A 25,152-nucleotide genomic window follows, 5' to 3' on the forward strand; every position below is an offset into this window, starting at 1 on the left:
TGAGAAGCGAGTGCAAAGGTAAGAACTAAATTTTAATCTCCAAACTCTTTTTGAAAAAATTTTATTTTATTTTTTCGGGCTAATTTCTGAAGATTTTCAACTCCTACTCTCTGCTTATAAAGACTAACGTTTTAGTCTTTTATAACCACCTCTTTTCAGAAGCGTGTGCAAAGGTAAGAAGAGAAATTTAATATGCAATGCTTATTTAATTTCATTTGAAATTTTAATTTGCATCGCTTTCTTCTTTGCAAAATGTTGAAATGAATAGTATCACTAGGAGTGTTTTTCATTTGGCCTTCCGTTTGAAGCGAGTGCAAAGGTAATAGCTAACTTGATAAATGCAATATTTTCTAGCTATTATTATATTAAATGAAGATTAATCATCACACAACACACTAACAACGTGTATAGTATATTTCAATAAATAATTAAAAAAATTCAGGAACATATACTTTAACTACCGTTCCCTTACCCTTTATTGACTCTAAAGAGATCGTTCCTTTTAATACTTCAACGGCTTCTTTTACTATAAAAAGGCCCAAACCTGTACCATCTCCTGTTTCACTTGCTCTATAGAACATGTCAAACACCTTTGATTGGTCATTTTTTCCAATACCTTCACCATTATCTTCAAATGCAATCATAATACCTTTCTTCTCGGGATATATTTTGATATTTAGGAAATGGTTTTCCTTATCTACATCAAAGTACTTAATACTATTCGTGAATAGATTTGTCAGAATACTCCTTATCCTATTCTTATCTGTATTAAAGCCTCTATTCATTTTAACCTCAATATTTAACTTCTGTTGAGGTAACATACTAAATTGATGAGTTGCAATAATTGATTTTAGTTCATCTTTAAGTGATACTGACTTAGGTTCAACTTTATTTCTGTTGTTTCTTAAAAACTCACCAAAATCTTTAATTAGATCTAAAATCCTATCTACATTTTTATCCATCATAGGTAAATAGGTTTGTTTTACAGTATCGGCAGTTTCCTTATTAGCAAGATTCAGCAAGCCTTTAATAGATGTAATAGGACCTTTTAGATCATGAGTAGTACTATATAAAAAGCGATCAAGTTCTTTATTGGTCACTTCTAGTTCATGATTTTTTTCTAGAAGCCCTTCTTCGTATTCTTTTCTTTTAGAGATATCATGAGCGTTGAAGATAGTATATAAACGCCCTTTGATTTTAGCAAGATTAGCACTTAACTCTACATTTACGTAAACTCCATCTCTTCTTTTCATTCTCACCTCTATCTTTTGAGGTGCTGAAATATCTCCTCTTCTACACTGTTGTCGGTAGACAATCACTTTTCTTTGATCTTCTTTATGGAAAAAATCTATGATCACACTTCCTCTTAGATCAAAAAAGTTATTGTAACCGAGAAGTTTTTGTAACCCTCGATTATAATTCGCCACCCTGCCAGAATACTCTGCAATAAAACTATCCCTTGCCGCATTGATCATTGATTTCAACCAGATCTTTTTACTCTTATTGGATTCCTCCTCTAGCTTTCTATCAGTAATGTCAGTAACAGCTCCTACAAAGCGTAATAGTTTTCCTTTTTTGTTGAAAATAGGTCTAGCTTGAATATTTAAATATTCAATTCCTGAGATTTCCTTCATACAATTATTACACCTTACATCTAGATCAATAGGTTGATGATGAATAGACAATTGTTTAACAGCCTCCATTAAAGGAAATTTATAGCTATTGTAGATGTATTTAAATTGATGTCTCAATGAAGGTATTTGCTTTTCAGTACCGGCTGCTCCTAACATGTTAAACAAGTAGTCCGACCAATAATACCTTTGTTCGTCTACTTCATACACCCAATTACCTACTTTAGTGACTCTTTGAATCTCTTTCATGTAGGCTTCATGTCTTTTCAATTGAGTTAGGGCATTTTTCTGTTGAGAAATATCTTGTAGACCTCCATACAAACCAACTACCTTATTATGTCTAATAATTGGTCGCCCTGTAAGTCTCACCCATTGTTCTCCTTTATATTTTAGTCTAATACATAGTTCTAAATCAAAATCGTCTTGTTTCTTGTAGGCATTTCTAAGAATTACCATCGCTTCTTTTCTTGATTTATTATCACACATTGATAACAAAAAAGATGGATTTTTTTCAACAAACTCTTTGGATACACCTACTACCTGAGAAACTTCCTCAGTTACAAGCATTTTTTTAGAGAAACGATCATACACCCAACCACAAGCCTTAATTAGGCGTTGCATCTCTCTAAGAATATGACTGTTTCTTTCTTTTTGAGTAATATTTTTTAGTGTCACAAACATTCCGAATGAATGATTTCCTAGAATTACTCGTTTGACATCCAATTCAAATAATAAAGATTCTCCGTCCTTTCTATTGATATCTAAGAATGCCTTTTCATTAATACTTGTCTTTAAATCTGATGATACGATTTGATGAAACTCTTTCTTTACATGTTCTCTTATGGATGAATGGACATATTCAAGAAATGAAACCCCAATTAATTCTTCTTGAGAATATTGCAGCAAGTCAGCTAAGTGCTTATTTACCTTACAAATCTTTGAGTATTGATCTATCAAAATATATCCAGTATTCCCTGAATTAAGCATTAGACTAAACATGTCTTCTACAGAGTTTCTAGCAGTAACATCTTTACATCTTACTAGACATGCATATACTTGATTTGCTTCATTGAAGATGGGCTGATAAATCGTTTTTACATAAACAGAATCATCATCCTTTGTGTAATAGGCTACTTCTGTAGTATATGTTTCTCCATTTAAGGCAGAGTTTATTCCTGTTTTTACTCTTTTAGATCGATTGAATAATGCTCTATACTGATTAAGCAAACCTATTTCATTAGGGACTAACCTTTCTAAAAGATTAACCATAGCACTATTATAATCGATAAACTTATTCTCTTGGCTGACTAATGCTATCGCGTCTCTGGAATCTTTGATTAATAATTGAATGATTGCATTTTGAGGAAAATGAGATAACTGGTTCTTTTCAAAAATATCAGGATAAATAAAATACCCTTCTATCACATCTTCAATAATAATTGTTGATCGATTCCCTTCTTGATCATATAACTCTTTCTTAACTTTCTGACCTATCTCTAATTCATTGAAAGACCCAAGAAAAACTCCCTTCCATTCTATGGGACATAAATCAAAAAATGAATTGTATTTTAGGTGTTCATCCGTAATATCAAACAAAAAGATAGCCGCCTTATTTTCATTTAGTAATAAGAAGTCCTTTTTTTGTATTTGTAAAAAAGGGATTGTATTGTCTTTATCTATATTTGATAGCAATGACGGTTTGAACATAGTTTCGGGAGTTCCTTAGATAGCCAGTAGTTATTGTGTTGAATTTGATTGTCCTTACAATTTAAAAATTTATAGAAAAAACGAAAAATTATAATACTAATATGTTATCACAAATTGTTACTGGAGTTTGGAATTGGGGAGATCTTTCACCTCAAGAAATAAATAAATTAATACACCAAAGTATTGATGCAGGTATCACTACTTTTGATCATGCAGATATTTATGGTGGATATACAATTGAAAAATTATTTGGTGATGCATTAGCTTTATCACCAGAATTGAAGAGTAAGTTACAGATTGTCACTAAATGCGGCATTAAGTTATTACATCCAAATCGTCCATCACATCAGTTAAAATCTTATGATACTAGTAAATCTCATATTATTCAGTCTGTAGATAAGTCTTTAGAAAATCTACAGGTGGATGTTTTAGATTACATCTTAATTCATAGACCTGATCCTTTATTACAACCTAAAGAAGTGGCAGAAGCTATCGAAGAGCTAAAAACTGCTGGTAAAGTAAAAGCTTTTGGTGTTAGTAATTTCCTTCCTCATCAGGTAGATGCATTACAGAAAGAGGTTAATATTGAGATCAATCAAGTTCAGATTTCACCATTGCACACAACGGCTCTATATGATGGATCTTTAGACAACTGTCTAAAAAATGATATCCGTCCGATGGCGTGGTCACCGCTTGGCAATGGTAGAATCTTTACAGAATCTTCTCCGGAAATTGACTCACTGAAAAATGTTCTAAGTGAAGTTGGAGAGAAATATGGTCTTGCCTTAGATCAGACTATTTTTGCTTGGCATTTATCTCATCCTACGAGAATTATTCCTGTTTTAGGCACAACAAAAGGAAGTCGTATTGTTGCTGCAGCAGAAGTAATGGACAAAACATTAGAAAGAGAAGATTGGTTTAGAATTCTACAAGCTGCAGAAGGACACGAAGTACCTTAATGATTATTGATTTATAATGCCTGATAAAAGTTCAAAAATTCAAGACCCTGGAGTTGGGGCTAGCTATCAGCATAAAACAAAAAGGATAATTAATCCAGATGGTTCTTTTAATGTAAAGAGAGTTGGTACATTAAATATTATCAACGATGCCTACCATTGGTTAATTACTATTCCTTGGGCTCCTTTTATTGCAGTAGTTACGAGTGTAATTTTAGCAACGAATTTCGTTTATGCATTGGTATATCTCATAATAGGTGTAGAACACATCAGTGGCGTTCAACCAAGTGGCTACCTTATGGATGATTTTATAAGTGCATTGTTTTTTAGTGTCCAAACTTTCACTACAGTTGGGTATGGAGCTATGGCTCCTATTGGAAACCTCACAAGTTTAATAGCCAGTTTAGAAGCTTTTAATGGGCTATTACTTTCTGCGTTTTCTACCGGTATTCTTTATGGTCGTTTTTCAAGACCAATATCTAAAATTAAGTTTTCGCAAACGGCCTTACTTACACCATACAAGAATACAAAGTACGATTCCATCCAATTCAGAGTTGTAAATAAAAGGGCTAATACCTTACTAAATATTCGAGCTTCAGTGTATTTATCAATTAATGCTAAATCACAACAACCAGGAGAATTTCGATTAAAAAGAGATTTTTATGATTTATCCTTAGAGCGTAGTAGCATTATGTTTTTACCACTTACTTGGACTATTGTTCATATCATTGATGAAAACAGTCCTTTGTATGGTATTAATTTAAAAGAGTTAGTGGATAGACAAACTGAAATGTTGATTACACTAAATGGTTTTGATGAAACTTTTGGTCAGGATACATATACTTACTTCTCCTATTTTGCATCAGAATTTGAAGAAAATAAGAAGTTTATCAGAAACTTTACTGTAGATGATAATGGTGATATTATTCTTAATGTTGATGATGTACATATGACAGAAGATTTATAAAAAAAGGCTCTTGGTCGTATAAACCAAGAGCCTTTTTTATGCTAAACCGTCTTTCACTTTTTGAGCTTTACTTTGTCCTATCAGATCTGCCACTTCATCTACAGATGCAGCCTTTATATTTGATAAAGTTTTATAGTGAGTGAGTAATTTTTTTATTGTATTTGGACCAACTCCTGGGATGTCTTCAAGCTTCGTATGAATACTTCCTTTGCTTCTTAGATTTCTATGAAAAGTAATACCAAATCTATGAGCTTCATCCCTTAATCTTTGTACCAATTGTAAAGACCTCGATTTCTTACTAAGATGTAGTGGTATTGGATCTTCTGGAAAGAAAATCTCTTCTAATTTTTTTGCGATACCAATCACCGGAAGCTTTCCATACAAGCCTAACCTTTCTAATGCCTCTACAGCTGAACTCAGTTGCCCTTTACCCCCATCGATAATTACCAATTGTGGCAACTTTTGTTTTTCATCGAGTAACCTTCTATATCTTCTATATACAGCCTCTTCCATTGATGCAAAGTCATTAGGGCCTTCTACAGTTTTCACATGAAAATGTCTGTAATCTTTTTTCGCTGGTCTACCATCTCTGAAAACGACACAAGCAGAAACTGGGTTTGAACCTTGTATGTTTGAGTTATCAAAACACTCAATATGAACAGGAACCTCTTTTAATTGAAGGTCATTTTTTAGTTGAAGTAATGTCTGATAGCTACTTTTCTTATCACTTATTTCTCCTCTTGATGTTTCTCTTTCCCTTTTATAATACATTGCATTTTTAAAAGACAATTGTATTAATTTCTTCCCATCTCCAATTTTAGGTATTGAAAATTCCATACGTTCATCTTCATCGATGACATCACTAAGGTCGATATTCGTATATATTTTTCTTGAATTTGTAGAGTATCGTTCTCTAAAATCCATAATTGCATAAAGGAGAAGTTCACTATCAGATTCGTCCATTCTTTTTGTCAGTTGATTGGATTCTGAATGCATAATTCCTCCGTTCATTATTTTTATAAAGTTAACGTAGGCAAACTTATCATCAGTAACTATCGCATATACTTCACACTCTCTGAATGTAGGAGAAACAACCAATGATTTAGACTGATAATTAGTAAGAAGATCTAACTTCTGTTTCCATTGTTGTGCCTCTTCAAAAGCTAAAGCACTAACAGCCTCTTCCATTTTTTGTGTAAAGAACTCTTTGGGAACACTTAAATTACCTTTCAGGATCTGTAATACCTGATTAATATCTTGTTGGTAATCTTCCTCCTTTTGTTTTCCTTCACAAGGACCTAAACAATTATTGATATGGTATTCTAAACAGACAGAGTATTTTCCTGCAGCTACATTATATTCTGATAAATTATATGTACAGTTTCTGATTTTATATAACTGTTTAAAAAGATCCAAAAGAGCATTCATTGTCCTTAAACTAGGGTAAGGACCAAAATATTTATGTCTTTTATCTTCTGTATTTCTGGTATAAAATACTCTTGGAAATCGCTCTTTCGTTACACAGATATAGGGATATGTTTTATCATCCTTTAGAAGAATATTGTATTTGGGTTGATTCTTTTTTATTAAGTTATTTTCAAGTAATAAAGCATCATATTCAGTATCCACTACAATGAATTCAATTTTTCGAATCTCAGTCACTAAGCGTTTCGTCTTACGATTCATTGTGGCCTGTTTCAGAAAATAAGAAGACACCCTGTTTCTAAGTTTTTTGGCTTTGCCTATATAAATGATTTTTCCTTCATCATTAAAATACTTATATACTCCAGGTTGCATTGGAAGGTTTTTTACCACCTTCATTAATTCTTCTTTATAATCTTCCATACTTACAGTTTGATAAAAAGCACTTACGAATATACTGTTTTTAAAAGGTAAAAAAATAAGGAGTAACTAGATTTACAACTAGCATACTCCTTACAGATATTTGTAATATTTTTTAGACTATTGCATAAATCTATTCAGCAAGTTAAATCTAGCCTCTATTATCTTGTCAGTGTTATAGGTAGATGGTTCTATTTCAACAGGATTCGATAATACTGATGCAAGTTTTAGTTTTTGTGTTCTAGATAAATATCTAAGATCTTTTTTATAATAAAAGTCTGCAGCTTCTCCGATACCATAAATATTATCGCCCCATTCTACATAGTTTAAATACAACTCGAAGATTCGATCTTTATCAAGAATACACTCCATACCTACAGCACCAATAGTCTCTAGATATTTCCCCAAGTTATTCTGATGAGGCATTAAGAACATATTTCTTGCTACTTTTTGAGAAATAGTAGCATCCGTTAATGGATGGTCTGCCTGAGCATAACCATTATGTTGTTGGAAAGTAGGATCTTCTACCCCAATGATCGCAGTTTGAATATCATTAGGAACAGCATCTTTGGGAATAAACTTTGGTATACTTATCTGATTTATATCAAAATTTGCTCTGGCACACATATATAAAGACATAGTAGGATTGGCCCATTTTAAATAAAATGAACTAAAAGCTACATAAATAATAAAGAGGATGTGAGCCCCTAAAATCGTAATAGATAATCGTTTTATAAATGGTAAAATCATGTTAGTGAGGGGTATTAGGTAGTACTATATCGTTGAGTGTAATACTCCTATAATTTATTGAAAACAAGTTAGATACACTTAAGTGATTCGTAATTATTTTTTTGAATTACGTTAAATTTCCACTTATTTTCTTAAAATTCAAAAATTATTCCTCAGAATCTTCTGGTTTTCTAATAGGTACGACAATAGAAATTCTTTCCCATATGGCTACTAAATTACATCCTTCTGGATCATCTTGTAGGAAAATAGAGAATTTTTGGAAAATCCTAAACGAGTTTAATGCAGGTAATTTAAGTCTAAATACATCCTCATTTTTATTGTACTTGTAGGTACCCCAAGCCCCTTGTGCTTTGTTGACTATTAAGGTCCATTCTGCTGTATCTGGAATCGCATAAAGCGAATAAGTACCTTCTTCTAATAACTCTCCCCCAAACATCACATCCTTAGTTATTGTGATTTCTGTTGCATCATCATCACCAAATCTCCAGATTTTTCTCCAAGGTACGGAAACACCAAATTTCTTATCGAAATCAGACTTCATCTTTGGTCTTCCGTATGTGACTTTAACGTAAGTACCGTCTTCCATTTTATGAGTTGCCATTCCAGTCTCACTTTTTCTTGGCTTATGTTTGATATCTTGAGCCTGTAAACTGAAAGGAAAAATAAAAAGTAATAGGGCTATATATTTTCTCATATTGTATGGATTGTCAAATCAATAAAAAAACGGAAATCACTCAAAAAAATATTATCAGTGATTTCCGTTTCAAATATCGTAAAAAGAATTCTTATTCTATAGTACCCCTTTGGTACTTGGAATTTCGTTATTTCCTTCTTCAACTTTTATTGCCATTCTTATTGCTTTTGCAAATGCTTTAAAAGTCCCTTCTATAATATGATGATCATTATCTCCTGTCGTCTTAATATTTAAGTTACAGCCTGCTGTATCTGAGAATGACTTAAAGAAATGCGAGAACATCTCTACTGGAAAATCTCCAACACTTTCTCTTGATAAAGGTGCATCACAAACAAACCAAGGTCTACCTGAAAAGTCTAATGCCACTTGAGCTAATACTTCATCCATAGGAGCGATAAAGAAACCATATCTTTCAATACCTCTTTTATCACCTAATGCTTGTTTGAAAGCTTCACCGATAGCTAAGCCTGTGTCTTCAATAGTATGGTGCTCATCAATATATAAATCACCTGTTACTTTTACAGTAAGGTCTATTTTACCATGACGAGCAACTTGGTGTAACATATGATCAAAGAAACCAATTCCTGTAGAAAGGTCTGAATTACCACTACCGTCCAAGTTTACTTTAATCAGAATAGATGTTTCATTAGTGATACGCTCTACCTTAGCTTCTCTTCCATTTGGAGAGTAGTTTGATAGAAACTCATAAATTTCCTTCCAAGATTTAGTTTCTAAAACTGCATCTTCTGAAGAACCTTTTTCACCAATAAAAATTCCTTGAGCACCTAAATTTGTTGCTAATTCAACATCTGTAAGTCTATCGCCTATGACAAAACTATTTTTTAAGTCATAATCTCCAGACATGTAGGCTGTCATTAAACCTGTTCTAGGCTTTCTTGTTGGGGCATTTTCATGCTCAAAAGTCTTATCGATCAACATATCATCAAAGACAATTCCTTCACCTTTTAAGGTGTCCAACATTTTATTATGTGCAGGCCAAAATGTATCTTCTGGGTAACTATCAGTACCTAAGCCATCTTGGTTTGTTACCATTACTAATTCATAGTCGAGTTCTTGTGCTATTTTTTGTAATTGAGAAATAGCCATTGGAACAAACTCTAACTTTTCTAATGAATCTACCTGATAATCTACAGGAGGTTCAACGATGATTGTTCCGTCACGATCAATAAATAATGCCTTTTTCATGAAGCTTGTTCGTAGTTCTGATTATACTTTTGTTTAATTCAGCTCACAATATACGATGTATTTCATTATTGGATTGTCCCGTTTCTCCATTTTTTAACGGTATCGAACCAAACTCTTTTATAATCGAAGGATCTTTTTAATTCATAATGAGTACCCGTAAACTGATTATTGTCTTCCATAAAGTCGAATTCCACCTGCCCATGATTTAAATTACTCTCATATGACCATCGAATTCCACCGTCTATATTAGATACCTCATTAGGCTCACCAAAAATGATATAAACTATTCCTCTGTCGGTTTTCCAGCCTTCTTTATAATCTGTAAACTTAATATTAGCTTCCGTTACTCTATCAAAATACATTTTGATCATACGTTTAGCATTATCTGGTGACCCTGCCACGTTTAACCAAAAATTTTCAAATGCTAATCTCGGTCGATCTCCCGATTTAAAAGACATCATCTCATTTTGTGTAGATATATATATCATTGGAGGATAGATATGTCTCATTTTTCTGTACTTAGGAAAATCCTCTGGAACAGACATAAAACCAACACCTTCTCTACTGGCCGTATCTGATTGAATAAAATATAACCCAGTTGATTTAACATCTATCGCTTCATTGGCCATGATCTGAAAACTAGAATCAACCACCATAGGGTTACCAAGGTTTGGATTTTCTATCATGGGTGGTGGAGCAGGCATAAAATCTGTAGAAAAATGATACACATAATATGGGGTTCCGGCACTACCTTTTACCGTAAAGTTTTCACCTTGTTTGATATAAGCCATACTGCTTCCTAAATCAACATTGAAATTAGTCTGTGCGGAGGCTTCAACAGTAAAGAGAAGAATAGATAGAATTTTAAAAAAGTATGATGCTGTCTTTCTCATTTAAAAAGTCTCGGAATGAGTTTTTAAGTTTTACAGAGAATTAAGTTAATAATTTTTGAAGAAAGTAAGAAGCCAATTTTTATAAGAAACAATGAAAACAAAAAGGTATTCCTAATTTTCACATTAAGAATACCTTTTCTATTCAATCTATGTCTCTCTAACAGCAAGTGTGATATTCATAAACATCACTCAAGTTGTTACTTAGATATTTGTTTTAAACAATTTAATTGCAATAGCAAGCAAGATAATACCAAATACTTTCCTCAAAATATTTGCTCCTCCTTTACCTAATTTCTTTTGAATCCATCCTGAGCTTTTCAAAACGATATAAACAAAAAGTAAATTAAGAATGATACCCAAAAGAATACTCATTTCTGAATATTCTGATTTTAGTGATATAATCGTAGTCATTGATCCTGCTCCTGCAATTAGAGGAAACGCTAAAGGAACAATAGACCCTGAACCTGCATCAGGCTCACTCTTAAAAAGAACTATACCTAAAATCATTTCTATTCCTAAAAGAAACAGAATTATGGCACCTGCAATGGCAAATGAATTTACATCAATACCAAAAAGATTTAGTATTTGTGTACCAACAATCAAGAATAGGATCATGATAATCCCAGCAACGACCGTGGCTTTTCCTGATTCAATTTTCCCTTCTTTTTGTCTTAAATCAATAATAATAGGAATTGAACCTACTATATCAATTACAGAAAATAAAATAAGGGTTACAGATGCAACAGCTTTAAAGCTGACACTTAAATCAAAATCAGTCATGATTTAATCAATTATTTAGTCCTCAATTTTGAAGCCTGCTGCAGTTAAATCTTCCCAATAGCTAGGGTATGATTTTGCTACTACTTCTGGCTCATCAATATTTAATTCACCCAAGATTGACAGTGGAGCAAAAGCCATTGCCATTCTGTGGTCTTCGTATGTATGAATAGTTTGTCCATCGATTGAAATACCTCCAGCTGGAACGATGATCTCTTCATCACCAATTACTTCAATCTCTAAACCTAATTTTTTGATCTCATTTTGAAGAGCAGCAATTCTATCTGTCTCTTTAATTCTCAAGCTTTGAAGACCAATCATACGACCTTCCATACCTAAAGCTGCTACTAAAGATACAATAGTTTGTGCAAGGTCTGGGCAGTGTGTAAAGTCGAAAAAGAACTTTTCTGCTTTTTCTGTTTTAGTTAAACGTACACCATCTGCTTCAAAAGTTGATTTCACACCCAATTGCTCCATGATCTCAACAATGGCTTTATCTCCTTGAAGAGAATCTTCTCTAAGGTGCATAATCTTGATGTCAGCTTCTTCACTTAGAGCAGCAATTGAATACCAGTAGCTCGCACCAGACCAATCTGATTCAATAGTATAATTACCTGCTTTATACTCTTGAGGAGCAACAGTAATTGTATTATCCTCCCAAGTATACTTTACTCCAAAACGTTCCATTAGACTTAAAGTCATCATGATATACGGTTTTGAAGCTACCGTTCCTTCTAATACCAATTTGATCCCTTGTGGTAATGTAGGACCAACTAGTAATAAAGCTGAAATATATTGACTACTTACATCCCCTCTAATACTTACTGTATCTGTTTTTTGTGTAAAACCATTGATCTTATGAGGAGGGTATCCATCATTCTTTAGATATTCAACTTCTGCTCCAAGGCTTCTTAATGCATCTACTAAAATACCAATTGGCCTTTCTTGCATACGAGCAGTACCTGTCATAATCGTCTTACGATTATTGGCTGTTACATATGCAGTTAAAAAACGCATCGTAGTACCTGCATCAAGAACATCAAGAGTTTCATCATTAGATGCTAAAAGACGCATCATTGTCTGAGTGTCTCTTGCTTTAGAGATGTTTCCTAATTCAATGGTTTCCTTTGCAGAAGCTTGAATAATCAATGCTCTGTTCGACTCACTTTTAGATGATACCAATGGCACATCTAACTTTACAGTTTTAGAAGGGTGAAATATTTTCATCGTCTTTTTTGTTAGTTCTGTTGGTTTTCAAATAGTTCCATTTCAAAAAGATTACTTAAATGCTGCTTAAGTACCTTTTCTACTTCTTGCATGTCCACCTCTTTACCTAGTTCAAACTGCATAGATGTTACAGCTTTATCAGAAATACCACAAGGAACAATATTTCCAAAGTAATTAAGGTTTGCGTTTACGTTGAGGGCAAATCCATGCATAGTTACCCAACGGGATGTTTTTACACCCATCGCACATATTTTTCTTGGGTTTGGATCGCCGTTTTCACCAATCCAAACACCTGTAAGTCCATCAATACGACCTGCTTTGATTCCATAATCACCTAAAGTTAAGATGACTGCTTCTTCTAGTAATCGTAGATATTTATGGATATCTGTAAAAAAGTTATCCAAATCGAGAATAGGATACCCAACTATCTGGCCTGGGCCATGATAAGTGATATCTCCACCTCTATTAATTTTGAAAAACTCTACATGTTCTCTTTCAAGACCTTTTTGATCTAATAGTAGATGCTCTTCTTTACCGCTTTTTCCTAAAGTATATACATGAGGGTGCTCCACAAACAATAAATAATTCTTTGTAGGGATTTCTTCCTCTCCTCTGTCTTTTCTTCTTCTATTCTCGAGTTTTGTTTGAACGATTCCGTCAAATAACTCTGTTTGATAGTCCCATGCCTTGCCATAAGGCATATTACCTAAATCTTGAAATTCTACTTTCTTGTTCATGACAACTTTGATCAAAACGATACTGTACTGCGAAATTGCACAAAAAAAACCTCTTCTAATGCAAGAAGAGGTTGATATCTATAAAAAAGATAGAATATTTTAACTCGTAGACTTGATGTATGCCAAAAATTCGCCTTGAACACCTAGTGTATTCGCTAATTTTAGCATAGCAGTAGCCTCCATCTCACTTATGTAGCCTTTTCTATTATTGGCATCCCAAGCGAGACATATGTATTTTAAGCGCGTTTCTGAAGGGAATTCTAACATTACCTCTGATAGGTAATCTTTTGCTCTGTCAAAAGCATTCACATAGTCTTCTGCGATAAATTGAGTAGCCCACTCTAACTCATCATGACCTTGAATATTTGTTGCAGTTTCCTCCAAAATTGCCTGCTCGTCTTCGTCTAGTCCGTGATAATGGAATATCACTGATTTGATCAATAAGTAAGCTTTTTTCTCTTCACTAGTCATTTTTGCCTGTAACGAGGTTTAATCAAGACAAATATAACATTATAAGTCGTTCAACCAAATAAACGTTAACGTAAAACACTATTCATATTCACACTTTATACTTCAAATCTTTGTGAATAAACAACTTAGAGAAAAATAGCTTTTATCATATTTCAATAAATTCTTTCTATGAAATAGATTACTTCTGTAAGAAAAAAGAGGTAAAAGCCTTCACTTTTACCTCTCAGTATCTATCAATTTTGAGATTACTTCACCTTTTGTTGGAAGTATTCTAATGTTCTTTTTAAACCTTCAGATCGATCAACCTTTGGCTCCCAATCTAAGATTTCTTTGGCCTTTGTGATATCTGGTCTACGTTGTTTAGGATCATCCTTAGGTAATTCTTGGTAAGTTACCTTACTACCGGAATTAGTGATCTCAACAATTTCATCCGCAAATTGCTTGATTGTGATCTCTTGAGGATTACCAATATTCACTGGGTAATGATAATCTGACAATGTTAAGCGATAAATTCCGTCAACCAAATCATCTACATAACAGAATGATCTAGTTTGAGAACCATCACCAAATACTGTGATATCTTCTCCTCTTAATGCCTGACTCATAAAAGCAGGTAATGCTCTACCATCATTCAGACGCATTCTTGGTCCATAAGTATTGAAGATTCTAACAATACCAGTATCAATACCATGGTAATTATGGTATCCCATAGTAATTGCTTCTTGGAATCTTTTTGCTTCATCATATACACCTCTTGGACCAATTGGGTTTACATTACCCCAATATTCTTCTGGTTGAGGGTGTACACTTGGGTCCCCGTATACTTCTGAAGTTGAAGCAATAATGAAACGAGCTTTCTTTACTCTCGCTAATCCTAATAAATTATATGGTGCTAAAGAGCCTACTTTTAAAGTTTGGATAGGCATCTCTAAATAATCAATAGGACTTGCTGGTGATGCAAAATGAAGAATGTAGTCTAATTCTCCAGAAACGTGTACAAACTTGGTTACATCATGGTGATAGAACTCAAAGTTGGGATTACCAAACAAGTGAGAGATGTTGTCTTCACTTCCTGTTAGAAAGTTATCCATTCCTACCACTTTAAACCCATTTGCCAAAAACTTATCGCACAAATGAGAACCTAAGAAGCCTGCAGCTCCTGTAATCAGTACTCTTTTCATTCTTAATTGTATCGTAGTAATAAAAAATAATTTTAAAGATAATCTTCAATATCTCCTGCTCCCTGACGGATGACTTCAAAATCTCCATCTCTTAGGTCAACAACAGTAGATAAATGTATGTTTCCATACCCTCCGTCAATTACAGCATCAACTTGATTTCCGTAATCTTCATAGATTAATTCTGGGTCTGTTGGATATTCTAAAATATCATCATCTTGTTTCAAAGAAGTTGTAACAATAGGATTACCTAATAACCTTACTAACTCCCTTGGAATATTATGATCGGGTACACGGATACCCACTTCTTTCTTTTTTGTATCTACCAATTTAGGTACAGAACTACTGGCCTTCATGATAAATGTAAATGGACCTGGTAACGATTTTTTCAACACTCTAAAAACAGGTGTATCAATCTGTTTTACATAATTTGTAATGTCTGACAGGTCGTAGCAAATAAATGCAAGATTCATTTTATTGGCTTTTAAACCTTTAAAACGAAGTAACTTTTTTAATGCTGATTGATTGGTTAAGTCACAACCTACACCATATACAGTATCTGTAGGATAAATTACTAATCCACCTCGTTTTAAAACGTTTACTACCTCATTTAAAATACGTTCTTGTGGATTGTCAGGATTGATTCTAAAAAAATCTGCCATGGTCTTAATATTTATTCATGTGAAGATAATGGTTGCTTTTTAATTTATATGCACAAAAGAAGGTAACACATAAAATATTTACTATATATTGCTATGATTAATTTAAATATTAATACCTAAAATGGCATACATAACGATTCCAGTTAAAACAACTTATCTGGAAATTACAGAAGACAAAATTGTCCCTTTTGAATTTAAAAATAAGGCATCAATTGAGAGGTGGATTCCTGAGAATGTGGATGAGTATTTATCGCTTTATAAACAAGTGGGAGACGATTGGGGATGGACTGGAAGAATCCTTATGCCACAAGATGAATTAAAGAAATGGTTGTTTTCAGAAAATTGTGTTTTATATATCCTAAGAGTAGATAATGATCATGCAGGGTTTATTGAATTTGATTTATCACAAGAGAACAAAGCTGAAATCGTGTATTTTGGACTTTTAGATCAATTTATTGGCAGACAACTCGGCTTACCATTTTTAAGTCAATCGACAGAAATGATGTTCACAAAATTACAAATTGAAAATGTATGGCTACATACCTGTGAATATGATCATCCTTCTGCTATTAGAATATATCAAAAGCTAGGGTTTTACATCACAAAAGAGACAATTGATGAAGAACCTTATGATGACGATTTTTTAAAAGCTTTTAAAGAGAAATACTCATAACTCTATTCCAGAGTTAGAAACATTTAAAGTCAAATATATTTAACCATGAAAAAGATTTGCTTCGCAACCAATAACCCCAATAAGTTGAAAGAAATTCAACAACAATTAGATGGTTTATATGAGGTTGTCAGTTTAAAAGAAATCAATTGTAATGAAGAGCTCCCTGAAACACAGGAAACTCTAGAAGGTAATTCTGCGCAGAAAGCTCAATATGTATGGGACAATTACCAAGTAAGTTGTTTTGCTGATGATACAGGTTTAGAAGTTAACGCCTTAAATGGAGATCCAGGGGTATATTCAGCAAGGTATGCTGGTCCACAAAGAGATAGTGATGACAATATGGACCTGGTCTTGAAAAACCTTGAAGGTAAACCAGATAGATCAGCAAGATTCAGAACTGTTATTACATTGGTTTGGAATGGAGAAATCAAACAAGTCGATGGTATTGCTGAAGGAGAAATTATAAAAGAACGTACCGGTGATCAGGGCTTTGGCTATGACCCTATTTTTAGACCAATTGGACATGAAAAGACGTTTGCTCAATTATCTGCTTCGGAAAAAAATGAAATTAGTCATAGAGGTAGAGCAGTTACTAAGCTAATAGAATTACTAAAAAGTATTTAATCACTACTTTTATATTCATACACATAACTTTATAGTGTGGATAAATATGTTTTTTTTTATAAAATGCGTATTATTGGTCTTCGCCTAAAGTATTTTTTAGTCTAAAATTCATCATCATGGAACTAACATTACAGACAAAAAAAGAGTACCAAAAATTTGGATTAGCTTTTGGGCTAGCAGCTATTCTAGTTCAATCATTCCCACTCATTTATGGTGCTTTTACAACTGATGTTGCAGCTACTTCTGTTATCGGAAAATTAATCATTGTGCCATTTAGCACTCCTGCTATTTTATTTATTGGATTAGCAATTCTTAAAAGCTACAAGGAAAAAGCATTATTCTGGATTGGCTTGCTTGGCGTATGGATGAGCGTCATATTAAACCTATATATTTTTTATGGTGGACAAGAAGTTCTTTTAGAAACTATATTAAATAGTATCACACGTAAAGGAATGGCCATGATACTTAGTTTATTAGTATTGCGTTATTACTTCCAAAAGAATAATTTTATTCATTTAATCATAGGGTTTATGGCAATTGTAGTGTTAGCTACACTCAATTCATTCCTATTATATTCTGAAAAGCTTACTGCCACTGAAATCTTGGAACAAAGCCTTTGGGGTGGATTATTCTATGTATTTACATTAGGCATTGGTTATATCCTATTTAAAATATTCATTGGTAATGATGATCATGAAGGAGAAAAAGTAGAAGAAGAAATCCCTACTTTCTCACCTTCTCAATTGGTATTTTACTTTATGTTATTGGGTCTTTATTTTGCCGATTTCTGGAAAGGTGGAATGAGTTGGCAAGCTGAAATGAATATTTTATTCCAAATGGTATTTGCTATTATTGGTATCGTTTATTTCAGTAAAAATATTATTACCATTGGTATGGCACTAACATTGGTTTCACTGATTGGTAGAATTGTAGCTTTCTATCAAACTAATTCAGCTGAAGCGGCCTTTGGTATTGGTTTTAGTTTATTAGTTCTTGGCTTATTCGAGTTCTCAAGAAGGTCTGAAAATAAATCTAACAAATCCCCAAGAGTGAAAACAAAATAATTGGGTTGATATAAATAAAAAAGGCATGTAGAAAAGATAATCTACATGCCTTTTTTAATATATAAATAAGACCTCTATTACATCTTCTTTTGTAATACTTGCCATAAAACAACACCAATGGTAACAGATACATTCAATGAATGTTTGGTACCAAATTGTGGAATTTCTAATGCCATATCCGAAGCTGCAATGGCTTCATCACTAACGCCCATTACTTCATTACCAAAAACTAAAGCTACTTTTTCTTCTTTAGTTGTTTCGAAATCCTGAAGCATAGTAGAACCTTCAACTTGTTCAACAGCAATTACTTTATATCCATCTTCTTTCAATTTTTCAATCGCTTCTACTGTAGACTCATGATGTTCCCAAGTTACAGTATCCTGAGCTCCTAGGGCAGTTTTATGAATATCTCTATGAGGTGGTTTTCCTGTGATCCCACATAAAACTACTTTCTCAATAGCAAAAGCATCACCTGTTCTAAAAGAAGAACCTACATTATTTAATGATCTGATGTTATCTAAGACAACAACAATATTATTTTTTTCTTGATTCTTGAACTCTTCAGCACTCACTCTGTTAAGTTCATCCATGCTTAACTTTCTCATTCTTTACTTATTAATCTCCTTCCGGATAATGATGACTCATTCTACGGCGTTCAATCTTATTCATTGCCAACTCTCTATTACTAGAAAGTGTTCTATACGTTTCTTGATCCTCAATCAATTGAGCATCTCTCTCCATATATTTAAAAATCGTTTCTATTATTCCCATCAGTTCTTCTTTGATAGAATAAAACGACCATTGATCTACTTTCCTTACATTTAAAAGACCTGCATTTTTCATGTAAATTAAATGTCTTGAAGTCTTTGTTTGCGTAAAGTCGAGTACTAGTTCAATATCTGAAATACACATCTCTTCATTTTCATAAAGCAGATGCATAATTCTTATACGTGATTCTTCACCTAAGGCTTTCATTATTTGAGTACCTATAGATAAATTGAAGTGTTTTAGCTTCATAGAAATATCAATGCTTTAATTCGCGTTCACAAATATATGAATTCATTTGATATCTCCTTAAAAATCAGAAAAAAAGGGTTTTATAAAATCGAAATCACCGTATAATCACAAAGTTATCGTTTTTGTGAGCTAAAATTACATATGCAAATATTTCATTTCTTAGGATTACAACCTGCATAACAACGTAAAAATAGAATAAATCAATCAAGTCGATATAATAATTCTAAGATTAGTAAATTTTTACAATACATAATTTTTTGGTTAGAAAATTTAGCCTTAAACTTGTAATAGGTAAAGATAATAGGTTAATCGCCTATTATATGGCATGATACACCAGTAACATTAACCAGTTGTGGAAAGACATTCAATATTGTTGGATGTCTTTTTTTTATTTTTAATATCTTATCGATCCCTAATTTGTTACCTCTACTCGCCTCAAAATTATTATCTTCGCACTTATATTAATAATAACATGATAGAGAGAGCAATAAAAATCGGTACTAGGAAAAGTAAGCTTGCTTTATGGCAAGCCGAATATGTTAAAGCACTTCTTGAACAAAATGGTTTAAAAGGTGAATTGGTGTTGATTGAAACTAAAGGAGATAAAATCTTAGATAGAGCATTATCGAAAATTGGTTCTAAAGGTGTTTTCACTGAAGAATTAGAAGACCAACTTCGTAATGGTGATATAGATATTGCAGTGCATAGTGCAAAAGATATGCAAGCTTCTTTAGGAGATGACTTTGAATTAATTGCTTTCACTGAAAGAGAAGCTTGTCATGATGTTTTCGTAAGTCATAAAAAAGGATTTACTGTAGATAAAGATAAAGAGTTTGTTATTGGTACTTCTTCAGTTAGAAGAGTTGCTATGCTTACAAAACATTTTCCTAATGCAAAGATTGTAGATGTTAGAGGTAATCTACAAACTCGTATTCAGAAAATGGAAGATGGATTATGTGATGTTCTTATGCTTGCATATGCTGGTGTTCATCGTATGGGTTATAACGATATGATTGTTCATGAACATCCATTAGATACGTTTACTCCTGCGACAGGACAAGGTTGTGTAGCCATCGAATCAGCTACGAATTTAGACCCTGAAGTAAGATCAGCTGTTAGAAAAGCAATTAATAACGAAAAGACAGAAGTTTGCTTAAAAGCAGAGAGAGCTTTCTTAAAAGAACTTCAAGGCGGATGTAGTATCCCTGCTTTCTGTCTTGCTACATGGACTGCTGATAATGAACTAAAAATTACTGGAGGTTTAGCTCAAGCTAACACTGAAGAAATTAGATATACATATACCTGTTCTCCTGATGAAGTGGAATCAAAAGGAACACAGATAGCAAAAGACACACTAGCAAATGGAGGTGCTGAAATTTTAGCAGCACTGAAGAATTCATAAACTCAAACGAACAACTCAGTCTATATGAAAGGTTTATTGGACCAAAGATTTGGGCAAGGTGAAATTGTCATCTCTAAAGTAGATGATTTGATTAACTGGGCCCGATTATCATCATTCTGGCCACTAGGATTTGGCTTGGCATGTTGTGCAATTGAAATGATCACAACATGGTCATCAACCTACGATCTTGACCGCTTTGGTGTCATTCCAAGGGGTACACCTCGTCAATCTGATGCAATGATCATTTCTGGTACTGTAACTTTTAAGATGGCAGATAGAGTTCGACGTTTATATGAACAGATGGCAGAACCTAGGTATGTTATTTCTATGGGTAGTTGTGCCAATTGTGGTGGTCCTTACTGGGAACATGGGTATAATGTAGTAAAAGGTGTGGATAGAATTATTCCTGTGGATGTCTATGTGCCAGGATGCCCTCCAAGACCTGAAGCTCTTATTGGTGGTATCTTAAAATTAAGAGATGAAATCCGTAAGGAAACACTTATGGCACCTAAAGCTGTTGAACGATTAATGAACAAAGAAACTGTAAAATAATGACTACAGAAGAAATCGCTGCATTAATTCAGGAAAATATAAAAGACTGTGAGTTGGAGGTGAATACAAAGCTTCCGCAACATGAAATTGTTGTTCCTGCTGATAAAATTGAAGAAGTTTGTCAGTTTCTGAAAACAGATAATACTACATTCTTCGATACTTTATCATGTTTAACAGGCCTTGATAATGGCCCTGCAAAAAAATCAATGGAAGTATTATACCACTTATATTCTATACCCAACGGTTATAGATTAACTCTAAAGGTGGTACTTGATAGAGAAGATCCAAAACTTCCATCTGTTACTTCTGTATGGAAAGCTGCCAATTGGCATGAAAGAGAAGCTTGGGATTTGGTAGGTATGAAATTTGAAAATCACCCTGATCTTCGTAGAATCCTATCTGCTGATGATTGGATTGGACATCCTTTACAAAAGGATTATAAAGAACAAGAAACCTATCATGGCATTACAGTAAAATATGAAAAAGATTAATCTTTTTTAAATGATTAATCAAGCTATAAAAAAGAAGAGGTTAGAGTTATCAACTCTAACCTCATTTTGTTTTGTAAGATAGTTTTAACGTAAAATAAACCTTAGTGTCTTTTGGGTTGTTGCATCCCCAATTTGAATAATGTAGATACCACTATTCAGAGAAGGCAACAAGAGTTCTACGTTTTCTTGATTTGGTATAACAGCAAATTTCTTTATCAATTGGCCTGTTGAAGCATATACATTGGCAGAAACATGACCATTAAAAATATCCAATCCTTTTACAGACAATGTCTGATGTGAGGTTAGGATTGTTGGATAGATTAAAATATTTTTTGTCAAATCATCTTCTAAAGATGTAACTCCAGAATCTCCTCCGTTATTATCATCTCCATCATCATCCGATTCTCCTTCCTCAAATTGAAGTTTAACATTATGGTTATAACTCAATCCTCCTTTATCTAAGAAAGTCATTTTTACTGTATAGTTTTCTAATTCATCAGCTGAGAAGTTTTTCTTAGCCATTAGTTTTCCATCTGATACTTCAAAGAAACCATCGTTATTTGTAAATTCTACAGTGTAATTATCTGTTTCATCAGGATCGATGACTAGGAAAGTACCAAAGGATGTCTCATTAGAAACTTCAAATGGAAAGATATCTTGATTTGATTCGTAAGTTATTTTTGTAATTCCCTCATTTACATCATTTATGTAAATTATTGTACTTATCTCCTCAGTTTGTAAAAGGGTTGTATATTCAAATACAAGTTCCACTTCTGTGAGTTGCTCAAAATTTATTACTCTATTCAACCTGATTGAATCACCGTCTAAATAGAAATAATTCGTTCCTTCTACTAAAGTTAAAGAGGCTTGTTTATTATATCCTACTACCCCAATAGCTGTATTTTTTTCGATATTTTCATCAATCTTATTGACACTAATTTCTACCGTTGGTGGAATTAAATCAATGGTATAACTACGCGTCAATTCTGCTCCTCTAGCATCAGCAACAGTTAACTCTATATCAAAACTATTCTGTTCATAGAAGTTTAATTCATTAGTTACCTTTAGAAGATTACCATCAATATAAAAATTGCTATTATCAACACTAAAATTGTGAGAATCTAGTTCGTCTGCATCTTCAACTGATAATACTCCTACTAGCTCATCTTGAATTCCATCAATTATAGTGTTTGAAAGGGATAATAAAGATGGAGCTGAGTTGGTATCACTAAAACTTTTCGATACTTCATAACTGTCTGAATATTTACCATTAGTGGCAATTACTTTATAGGTTCCATATTCAGTTCCAGTATATTGATTAGAAGTAGTAATCTCTAATTCTTCTTCATCTAAATACCATAAATACTGTGTACCCTCACCACCTAAATCTGTCGCTTCTAATGTAAAATTGGATGAATTAAAAGTGATATTAATATCAAAATCTATACTTTGACTTGTATGTGCGATATTAAATTCATCTTTTTCCATATAATCATAAACTTCATCCAAATGGCTAAAAGTTAATTGATTACTACTAACATCAAATTCCTCAAATGATAAATTCTCTGCAAAAGACAGATCTGATAATTCGTTATTTGAAGCATCAAAATAGCTTAATACAGATAGTTGATCAAGATCTATTAAAGAGGTTAATTGGTTATCCTTAATGATCAGTGTATCTAACTGTGATAAAGGAGATAAACTAGGTAAGCTTGATAATAAATTACCTTGAATATATAATTTCTCTAGTGAACTTAAACCTTCAAAAGATTCGAAAGATTGAATTTTTGAATTAATTGCAACCAAGCTTTTTAAGGAAGTAAGCTTAGATTGTGTCTCTATTTTTTTTACCGGTGAATTAGATACATAAAGTTGCTCTAATTTTGGTAGGTTTAGCGTAGTAAGTTCCTCAATTTGTACATGACTGATATTTAAAACTCTCAAATATGAAAGCTTAGAGATAGAAGATGGAATTTCTCCATTTAAATTATTCTCATTTAAATTAATTTCTACAACATGTCCATTTTCCACAGTAACACCATACCAATTTTCAGCTAATTGATAAGATTTCCAGTTTGTATTTTCTACCCATTCTTCACCATTTAATGCATCATAAATATCATTAAGTGCATTGAATTCATTCTGTGATACACCTGCAGTGGCATGAGCTTCTGTCACTGTAATATCAGAAGAAGTAAAATTAAAGTTGTAATCTGCATTACTCACTATACAATGGTATTCTTCATCAATTACATCCGATGAAAAATTTCTACTATTAGATACAACTCCATTACTCTCATCGTACCAAGTATACGTAGTGTTAACTCCTCCAATATTTTCTACAGAAAGTGTAAAACTTGAAAAGTCATTATTCCAAGCTATTTCTGGCGTAAGTTCAATTGACTGATTGTTGTATTGTTCTTCTTCACTAAAAAGATCAATATTATCTTCAATGCCAGAAATTCTTATCGCATTATGACTCACATCCAATTGAAGGGAAAGGACTGAAAAAATTGGTATAGTTGAAAAAACATTTCCCTCTAATTGTAAAGTTTTTAATTGAGTTAATTCATTTATAGAAGTGGGAACATCACCTTCAAACGAACAATAACTCAAATCTATGTCTTCTAAATTTTCAATTTCATCAATTTGAGAAGGGATAGTCCCCTTCAATTGAGGATTTGAAGATAAATTAAGTGTCTTTAAATTGGTTAAGCTAGTGATAGCATCTGGAAGAATACCTGAAAGATTCTGATTAAACAAGTTTAAGCCTGTGACCTTACCACTTTCAACAGTAACTCCTTCCCATGTATTTACATCGGTATTCTTCAACCAGTTTGAATTATCATTCCAGATCTTTCCTTTTAACTCACTATAGAGTGTTGTTAAGGCATCATACTCATCATCAGATACATTATGACCAATACTTATCTGTTTAACTCGATTTATTTCTGTATCTGTAGAATATTGAAATGCTATGTAATAATCTCCTTCAGCTAGATTCTCAAACTGTACATTCGTTGTAAACTTATTTACTGTAACTTCTTCAACAATTGTTGAGAAATCATCTTTTGTACTTAATGTAATTTCATAACTATCAAAGAAATTTGGCTGATATGGCCAATCTACTACAATCGAATTTGATGAAGAAAGTTGAACTCTAAAATTATGACTTCCTACATGAGCTACAAAACCAGGATAATTAATAATCTCATCCGAAGATAGCACTAGCGTTAATGCCCCATCTTCGTTTGTAGCAGTAAATGTTTTATTTTCTCCAGATGTACCATCTAATTCAGCAATTAAATCATCTGACTCTGATGTACCATCATATATAAATAAATAATCATATTCTTCTTCCAAAGAAAAATATTCAAATGTAATACTCACTTTTTCTCCTTCTATTTTAGGATAAAGTGTAGTTATCATATCCTGATTTATAGGATAGTTTTCATCCCCACCTAAATCTTTTAAGGTATAACCATAATCTGTTATTTCATTTTGTTCTCCTAAAAGATAAGTGACACCTTGCCCCATTGTGGGCGAAGTGTAAATCATGCTAATGATAAAAAATAATAGTAGAGTAAATCTCATAAAGCAACGATTTGATAGTCGTGAAAGTAATAGTGTG

At 32.9% G+C, this 25,152-nt stretch carries 23 protein-coding genes; 8 read left to right on the forward strand and 15 right to left on the reverse strand.

The window, feature by feature from the left end; all coding sequences use genetic code 11:
• Positions 1-428 precede the first annotated feature (428 nt).
• On the reverse strand, positions 429-3,338 hold the full coding sequence (locus QL232_RS24895) for a PAS domain S-box protein (protein WP_281616209.1): 2,910 nt from the start codon (positions 3,336-3,338) through the stop codon (positions 429-431).
• A gap of 101 nt (positions 3,339-3,439) precedes the next feature.
• Here QL232_RS24895 and QL232_RS24900 point away from each other — a divergent pair, with 101 nt between their 5' ends.
• The gene (locus QL232_RS24900; RefSeq protein WP_281616210.1) at positions 3,440-4,297 is read left to right on the forward strand and encodes an aldo/keto reductase; all 858 of its coding nucleotides are present in this window, start codon (positions 3,440-3,442) and stop codon (positions 4,295-4,297) included.
• Positions 4,298-4,313: 16 nt separating this feature from the next.
• Complete coding sequence (locus QL232_RS24905) at positions 4,314-5,261, forward strand: ion channel (RefSeq protein ID WP_281616211.1); 948 nt, start codon at positions 4,314-4,316, stop codon at positions 5,259-5,261.
• Between the two features lie 36 nt (positions 5,262-5,297).
• On the opposite strand, the gene uvrC is transcribed toward QL232_RS24905, so the two are convergent.
• The 11 genes from uvrC to QL232_RS24960 all read right to left on the reverse strand — a co-directional run bounded on the left by uvrC (position 5,298) and on the right by QL232_RS24960 (position 15,698).
• Complete coding sequence (uvrC, locus tag QL232_RS24910) at positions 5,298-7,106, reverse strand: excinuclease ABC subunit UvrC (protein WP_281616212.1); 1,809 nt, start codon at positions 7,104-7,106, stop codon at positions 5,298-5,300.
• 117 nt (positions 7,107-7,223) lie between these two features.
• A complete protein-coding gene (locus tag QL232_RS24915) occupies positions 7,224-7,853 on the reverse strand; it encodes a transglycosylase domain-containing protein (protein WP_281616213.1) in 630 nt (209 codons plus the stop codon).
• Between the two features lie 145 nt (positions 7,854-7,998).
• On the reverse strand, positions 7,999-8,547 hold the full coding sequence (locus QL232_RS24920; protein WP_281616214.1) for a DUF2911 domain-containing protein: 549 nt from the start codon (positions 8,545-8,547) through the stop codon (positions 7,999-8,001).
• Between the two features lie 96 nt (positions 8,548-8,643).
• Positions 8,644-9,753, reverse strand: coding sequence for a bifunctional histidinol-phosphatase/imidazoleglycerol-phosphate dehydratase HisB (gene hisB, locus QL232_RS24925; RefSeq protein ID WP_281616215.1), 1,110 nt, complete (start codon positions 9,751-9,753; stop codon positions 8,644-8,646).
• A 65-nt stretch (positions 9,754-9,818) separates the two neighbouring features.
• Positions 9,819-10,646: a GWxTD domain-containing protein gene (locus QL232_RS24930; RefSeq protein WP_168885362.1), complete on the reverse strand. Its 828-nt coding sequence runs from the start codon at positions 10,644-10,646 to the stop codon at positions 9,819-9,821.
• A 201-nt stretch (positions 10,647-10,847) separates the two neighbouring features.
• Complete coding sequence (locus QL232_RS24935; protein WP_168885363.1) at positions 10,848-11,426, reverse strand: MarC family protein; 579 nt, start codon at positions 11,424-11,426, stop codon at positions 10,848-10,850.
• A gap of 15 nt (positions 11,427-11,441) precedes the next feature.
• Entirely contained in the window at positions 11,442-12,650 is a 1,209-nt protein-coding gene (aroA, locus tag QL232_RS24940) for a 3-phosphoshikimate 1-carboxyvinyltransferase (RefSeq protein WP_281616216.1), read from the reverse strand.
• An 11-nt stretch (positions 12,651-12,661) separates the two neighbouring features.
• Positions 12,662-13,399, reverse strand: coding sequence for a lipoyl(octanoyl) transferase LipB (gene lipB / locus QL232_RS24945; RefSeq protein ID WP_168885458.1), 738 nt, complete (start codon positions 13,397-13,399; stop codon positions 12,662-12,664).
• Between the two features lie 87 nt (positions 13,400-13,486).
• A complete protein-coding gene (locus tag QL232_RS24950; protein ID WP_168885365.1) occupies positions 13,487-13,858 on the reverse strand; it encodes a hypothetical protein in 372 nt (123 codons plus the stop codon).
• A 245-nt stretch (positions 13,859-14,103) separates the two neighbouring features.
• Entirely contained in the window at positions 14,104-15,039 is a 936-nt protein-coding gene (locus tag QL232_RS24955; protein ID WP_281616217.1) for a UDP-glucuronic acid decarboxylase family protein, read from the reverse strand.
• A gap of 32 nt (positions 15,040-15,071) precedes the next feature.
• Entirely contained in the window at positions 15,072-15,698 is a 627-nt protein-coding gene (locus tag QL232_RS24960; RefSeq protein ID WP_168885367.1) for an L-threonylcarbamoyladenylate synthase, read from the reverse strand.
• A 121-nt stretch (positions 15,699-15,819) separates the two neighbouring features.
• Between QL232_RS24960 and QL232_RS24965 the strand changes: the two genes are divergently transcribed.
• From QL232_RS24965 to QL232_RS24975, 3 genes are all read left to right on the forward strand, one after another.
• Positions 15,820-16,371 (forward strand): GNAT family N-acetyltransferase, encoded by a 552-nt coding sequence (locus QL232_RS24965; protein WP_281616218.1) that lies wholly within the window; start codon positions 15,820-15,822, stop codon positions 16,369-16,371.
• A gap of 45 nt (positions 16,372-16,416) precedes the next feature.
• A complete protein-coding gene (locus QL232_RS24970; protein WP_281616219.1) occupies positions 16,417-16,995 on the forward strand; it encodes a non-canonical purine NTP diphosphatase in 579 nt (192 codons plus the stop codon).
• A 116-nt stretch (positions 16,996-17,111) separates the two neighbouring features.
• Positions 17,112-18,059: a hypothetical protein gene (locus QL232_RS24975; protein ID WP_281616220.1), complete on the forward strand. Its 948-nt coding sequence runs from the start codon at positions 17,112-17,114 to the stop codon at positions 18,057-18,059.
• A 77-nt stretch (positions 18,060-18,136) separates the two neighbouring features.
• Here QL232_RS24975 and QL232_RS24980 read toward each other — a convergent pair whose 3' ends face one another.
• Positions 18,137-18,664: an RNA methyltransferase gene (locus QL232_RS24980; protein ID WP_168885371.1), complete on the reverse strand. Its 528-nt coding sequence runs from the start codon at positions 18,662-18,664 to the stop codon at positions 18,137-18,139.
• A gap of 10 nt (positions 18,665-18,674) precedes the next feature.
• The gene (locus QL232_RS24985; protein ID WP_168885372.1) at positions 18,675-19,076 is read right to left on the reverse strand and encodes a metalloregulator ArsR/SmtB family transcription factor; all 402 of its coding nucleotides are present in this window, start codon (positions 19,074-19,076) and stop codon (positions 18,675-18,677) included.
• A 472-nt stretch (positions 19,077-19,548) separates the two neighbouring features.
• Between QL232_RS24985 and hemC the strand changes: the two genes are divergently transcribed.
• The 3 genes from hemC to QL232_RS25000 are packed head-to-tail and all read left to right on the forward strand — an operon-like array spanning position 19,549 to position 21,521.
• Positions 19,549-20,478 (forward strand): hydroxymethylbilane synthase, encoded by a 930-nt coding sequence (gene hemC, locus QL232_RS24990; protein ID WP_281616221.1) that lies wholly within the window; start codon positions 19,549-19,551, stop codon positions 20,476-20,478.
• Positions 20,479-20,502: 24 nt separating this feature from the next.
• Positions 20,503-21,030 (forward strand): NADH-quinone oxidoreductase subunit NuoB, encoded by a 528-nt coding sequence (gene nuoB, locus QL232_RS24995; RefSeq protein ID WP_168885374.1) that lies wholly within the window; start codon positions 20,503-20,505, stop codon positions 21,028-21,030.
• Positions 21,030-21,521 (forward strand): NADH-quinone oxidoreductase subunit C, encoded by a 492-nt coding sequence (locus QL232_RS25000; RefSeq protein ID WP_281616222.1) that lies wholly within the window; start codon positions 21,030-21,032, stop codon positions 21,519-21,521. The genes nuoB and QL232_RS25000 overlap by 1 nt, the downstream gene beginning before the upstream one ends.
• An 84-nt stretch (positions 21,522-21,605) precedes the next feature.
• Here QL232_RS25000 and QL232_RS25005 read toward each other — a convergent pair whose 3' ends face one another.
• Positions 21,606-25,115: a CUB domain-containing protein gene (locus tag QL232_RS25005; protein ID WP_281616223.1), complete on the reverse strand. Its 3,510-nt coding sequence runs from the start codon at positions 25,113-25,115 to the stop codon at positions 21,606-21,608.
• Between the last annotated feature and the right edge of the window lie 37 nt (positions 25,116-25,152).

Source organism: Flammeovirga sp. SubArs3, assembly GCF_947387565.1.
GTDB lineage: Bacteria > Bacteroidota > Bacteroidia > Cytophagales > Flammeovirgaceae > Flammeovirga > Flammeovirga agarivorans.

Excerpts from the sequence above, each read along its gene's own strand:
- QL232_RS24960 (WP_168885367.1), bottom strand. The coding sequence starts at position 15,698 with ATGGCAGATTTTTTTAGAATCAATCCTGACAATCCACAAGAACGTATT.
- uvrC (WP_281616212.1), bottom strand. The coding sequence starts at position 7,106 with ATGGAAGATTATAAAGAAGAATTAATGAAGGTGGTAAAAAACCTTCCA.
- QL232_RS24985 (WP_168885372.1), bottom strand. The coding sequence starts at position 19,076 with ATGAAGCTAAAACACTTCAATTTATCTATAGGTACTCAAATAATGAAA.
- QL232_RS24970 (WP_281616219.1), top strand. The coding sequence starts at position 16,417 with ATGAAAAAGATTTGCTTCGCAACCAATAACCCCAATAAGTTGAAAGAA.
- nuoB (WP_168885374.1), top strand. The coding sequence starts at position 20,503 with ATGAAAGGTTTATTGGACCAAAGATTTGGGCAAGGTGAAATTGTCATC.
- hisB (WP_281616215.1), bottom strand. The coding sequence starts at position 9,753 with ATGAAAAAGGCATTATTTATTGATCGTGACGGAACAATCATCGTTGAA.
- QL232_RS24935 (WP_168885363.1), bottom strand. The coding sequence starts at position 11,426 with ATGACTGATTTTGATTTAAGTGTCAGCTTTAAAGCTGTTGCATCTGTA.
- hemC (WP_281616221.1), top strand. The coding sequence starts at position 19,549 with ATGATAGAGAGAGCAATAAAAATCGGTACTAGGAAAAGTAAGCTTGCT.
- QL232_RS24975 (WP_281616220.1), top strand. The coding sequence starts at position 17,112 with ATGGAACTAACATTACAGACAAAAAAAGAGTACCAAAAATTTGGATTA.
- QL232_RS24950 (WP_168885365.1), bottom strand. The coding sequence starts at position 13,858 with ATGACTAGTGAAGAGAAAAAAGCTTACTTATTGATCAAATCAGTGATA.
- aroA (WP_281616216.1), bottom strand. The coding sequence starts at position 12,650 with ATGAAAATATTTCACCCTTCTAAAACTGTAAAGTTAGATGTGCCATTG.
- QL232_RS25000 (WP_281616222.1), top strand. The coding sequence starts at position 21,030 with ATGACTACAGAAGAAATCGCTGCATTAATTCAGGAAAATATAAAAGAC.
- QL232_RS25005 (WP_281616223.1), bottom strand. The coding sequence starts at position 25,115 with ATGAGATTTACTCTACTATTATTTTTTATCATTAGCATGATTTACACT.
- QL232_RS24930 (WP_168885362.1), bottom strand. The coding sequence starts at position 10,646 with ATGAGAAAGACAGCATCATACTTTTTTAAAATTCTATCTATTCTTCTC.
- QL232_RS24955 (WP_281616217.1), bottom strand. The coding sequence starts at position 15,039 with ATGAAAAGAGTACTGATTACAGGAGCTGCAGGCTTCTTAGGTTCTCAT.
- QL232_RS24965 (WP_281616218.1), top strand. The coding sequence starts at position 15,820 with ATGGCATACATAACGATTCCAGTTAAAACAACTTATCTGGAAATTACA.
- QL232_RS24915 (WP_281616213.1), bottom strand. The coding sequence starts at position 7,853 with ATGATTTTACCATTTATAAAACGATTATCTATTACGATTTTAGGGGCT.
- QL232_RS24905 (WP_281616211.1), top strand. The coding sequence starts at position 4,314 with ATGCCTGATAAAAGTTCAAAAATTCAAGACCCTGGAGTTGGGGCTAGC.
- QL232_RS24895 (WP_281616209.1), bottom strand. The coding sequence starts at position 3,338 with ATGTTCAAACCGTCATTGCTATCAAATATAGATAAAGACAATACAATC.
- QL232_RS24980 (WP_168885371.1), bottom strand. The coding sequence starts at position 18,664 with ATGAGAAAGTTAAGCATGGATGAACTTAACAGAGTGAGTGCTGAAGAG.
- QL232_RS24920 (WP_281616214.1), bottom strand. The coding sequence starts at position 8,547 with ATGAGAAAATATATAGCCCTATTACTTTTTATTTTTCCTTTCAGTTTA.
- QL232_RS24900 (WP_281616210.1), top strand. The coding sequence starts at position 3,440 with ATGTTATCACAAATTGTTACTGGAGTTTGGAATTGGGGAGATCTTTCA.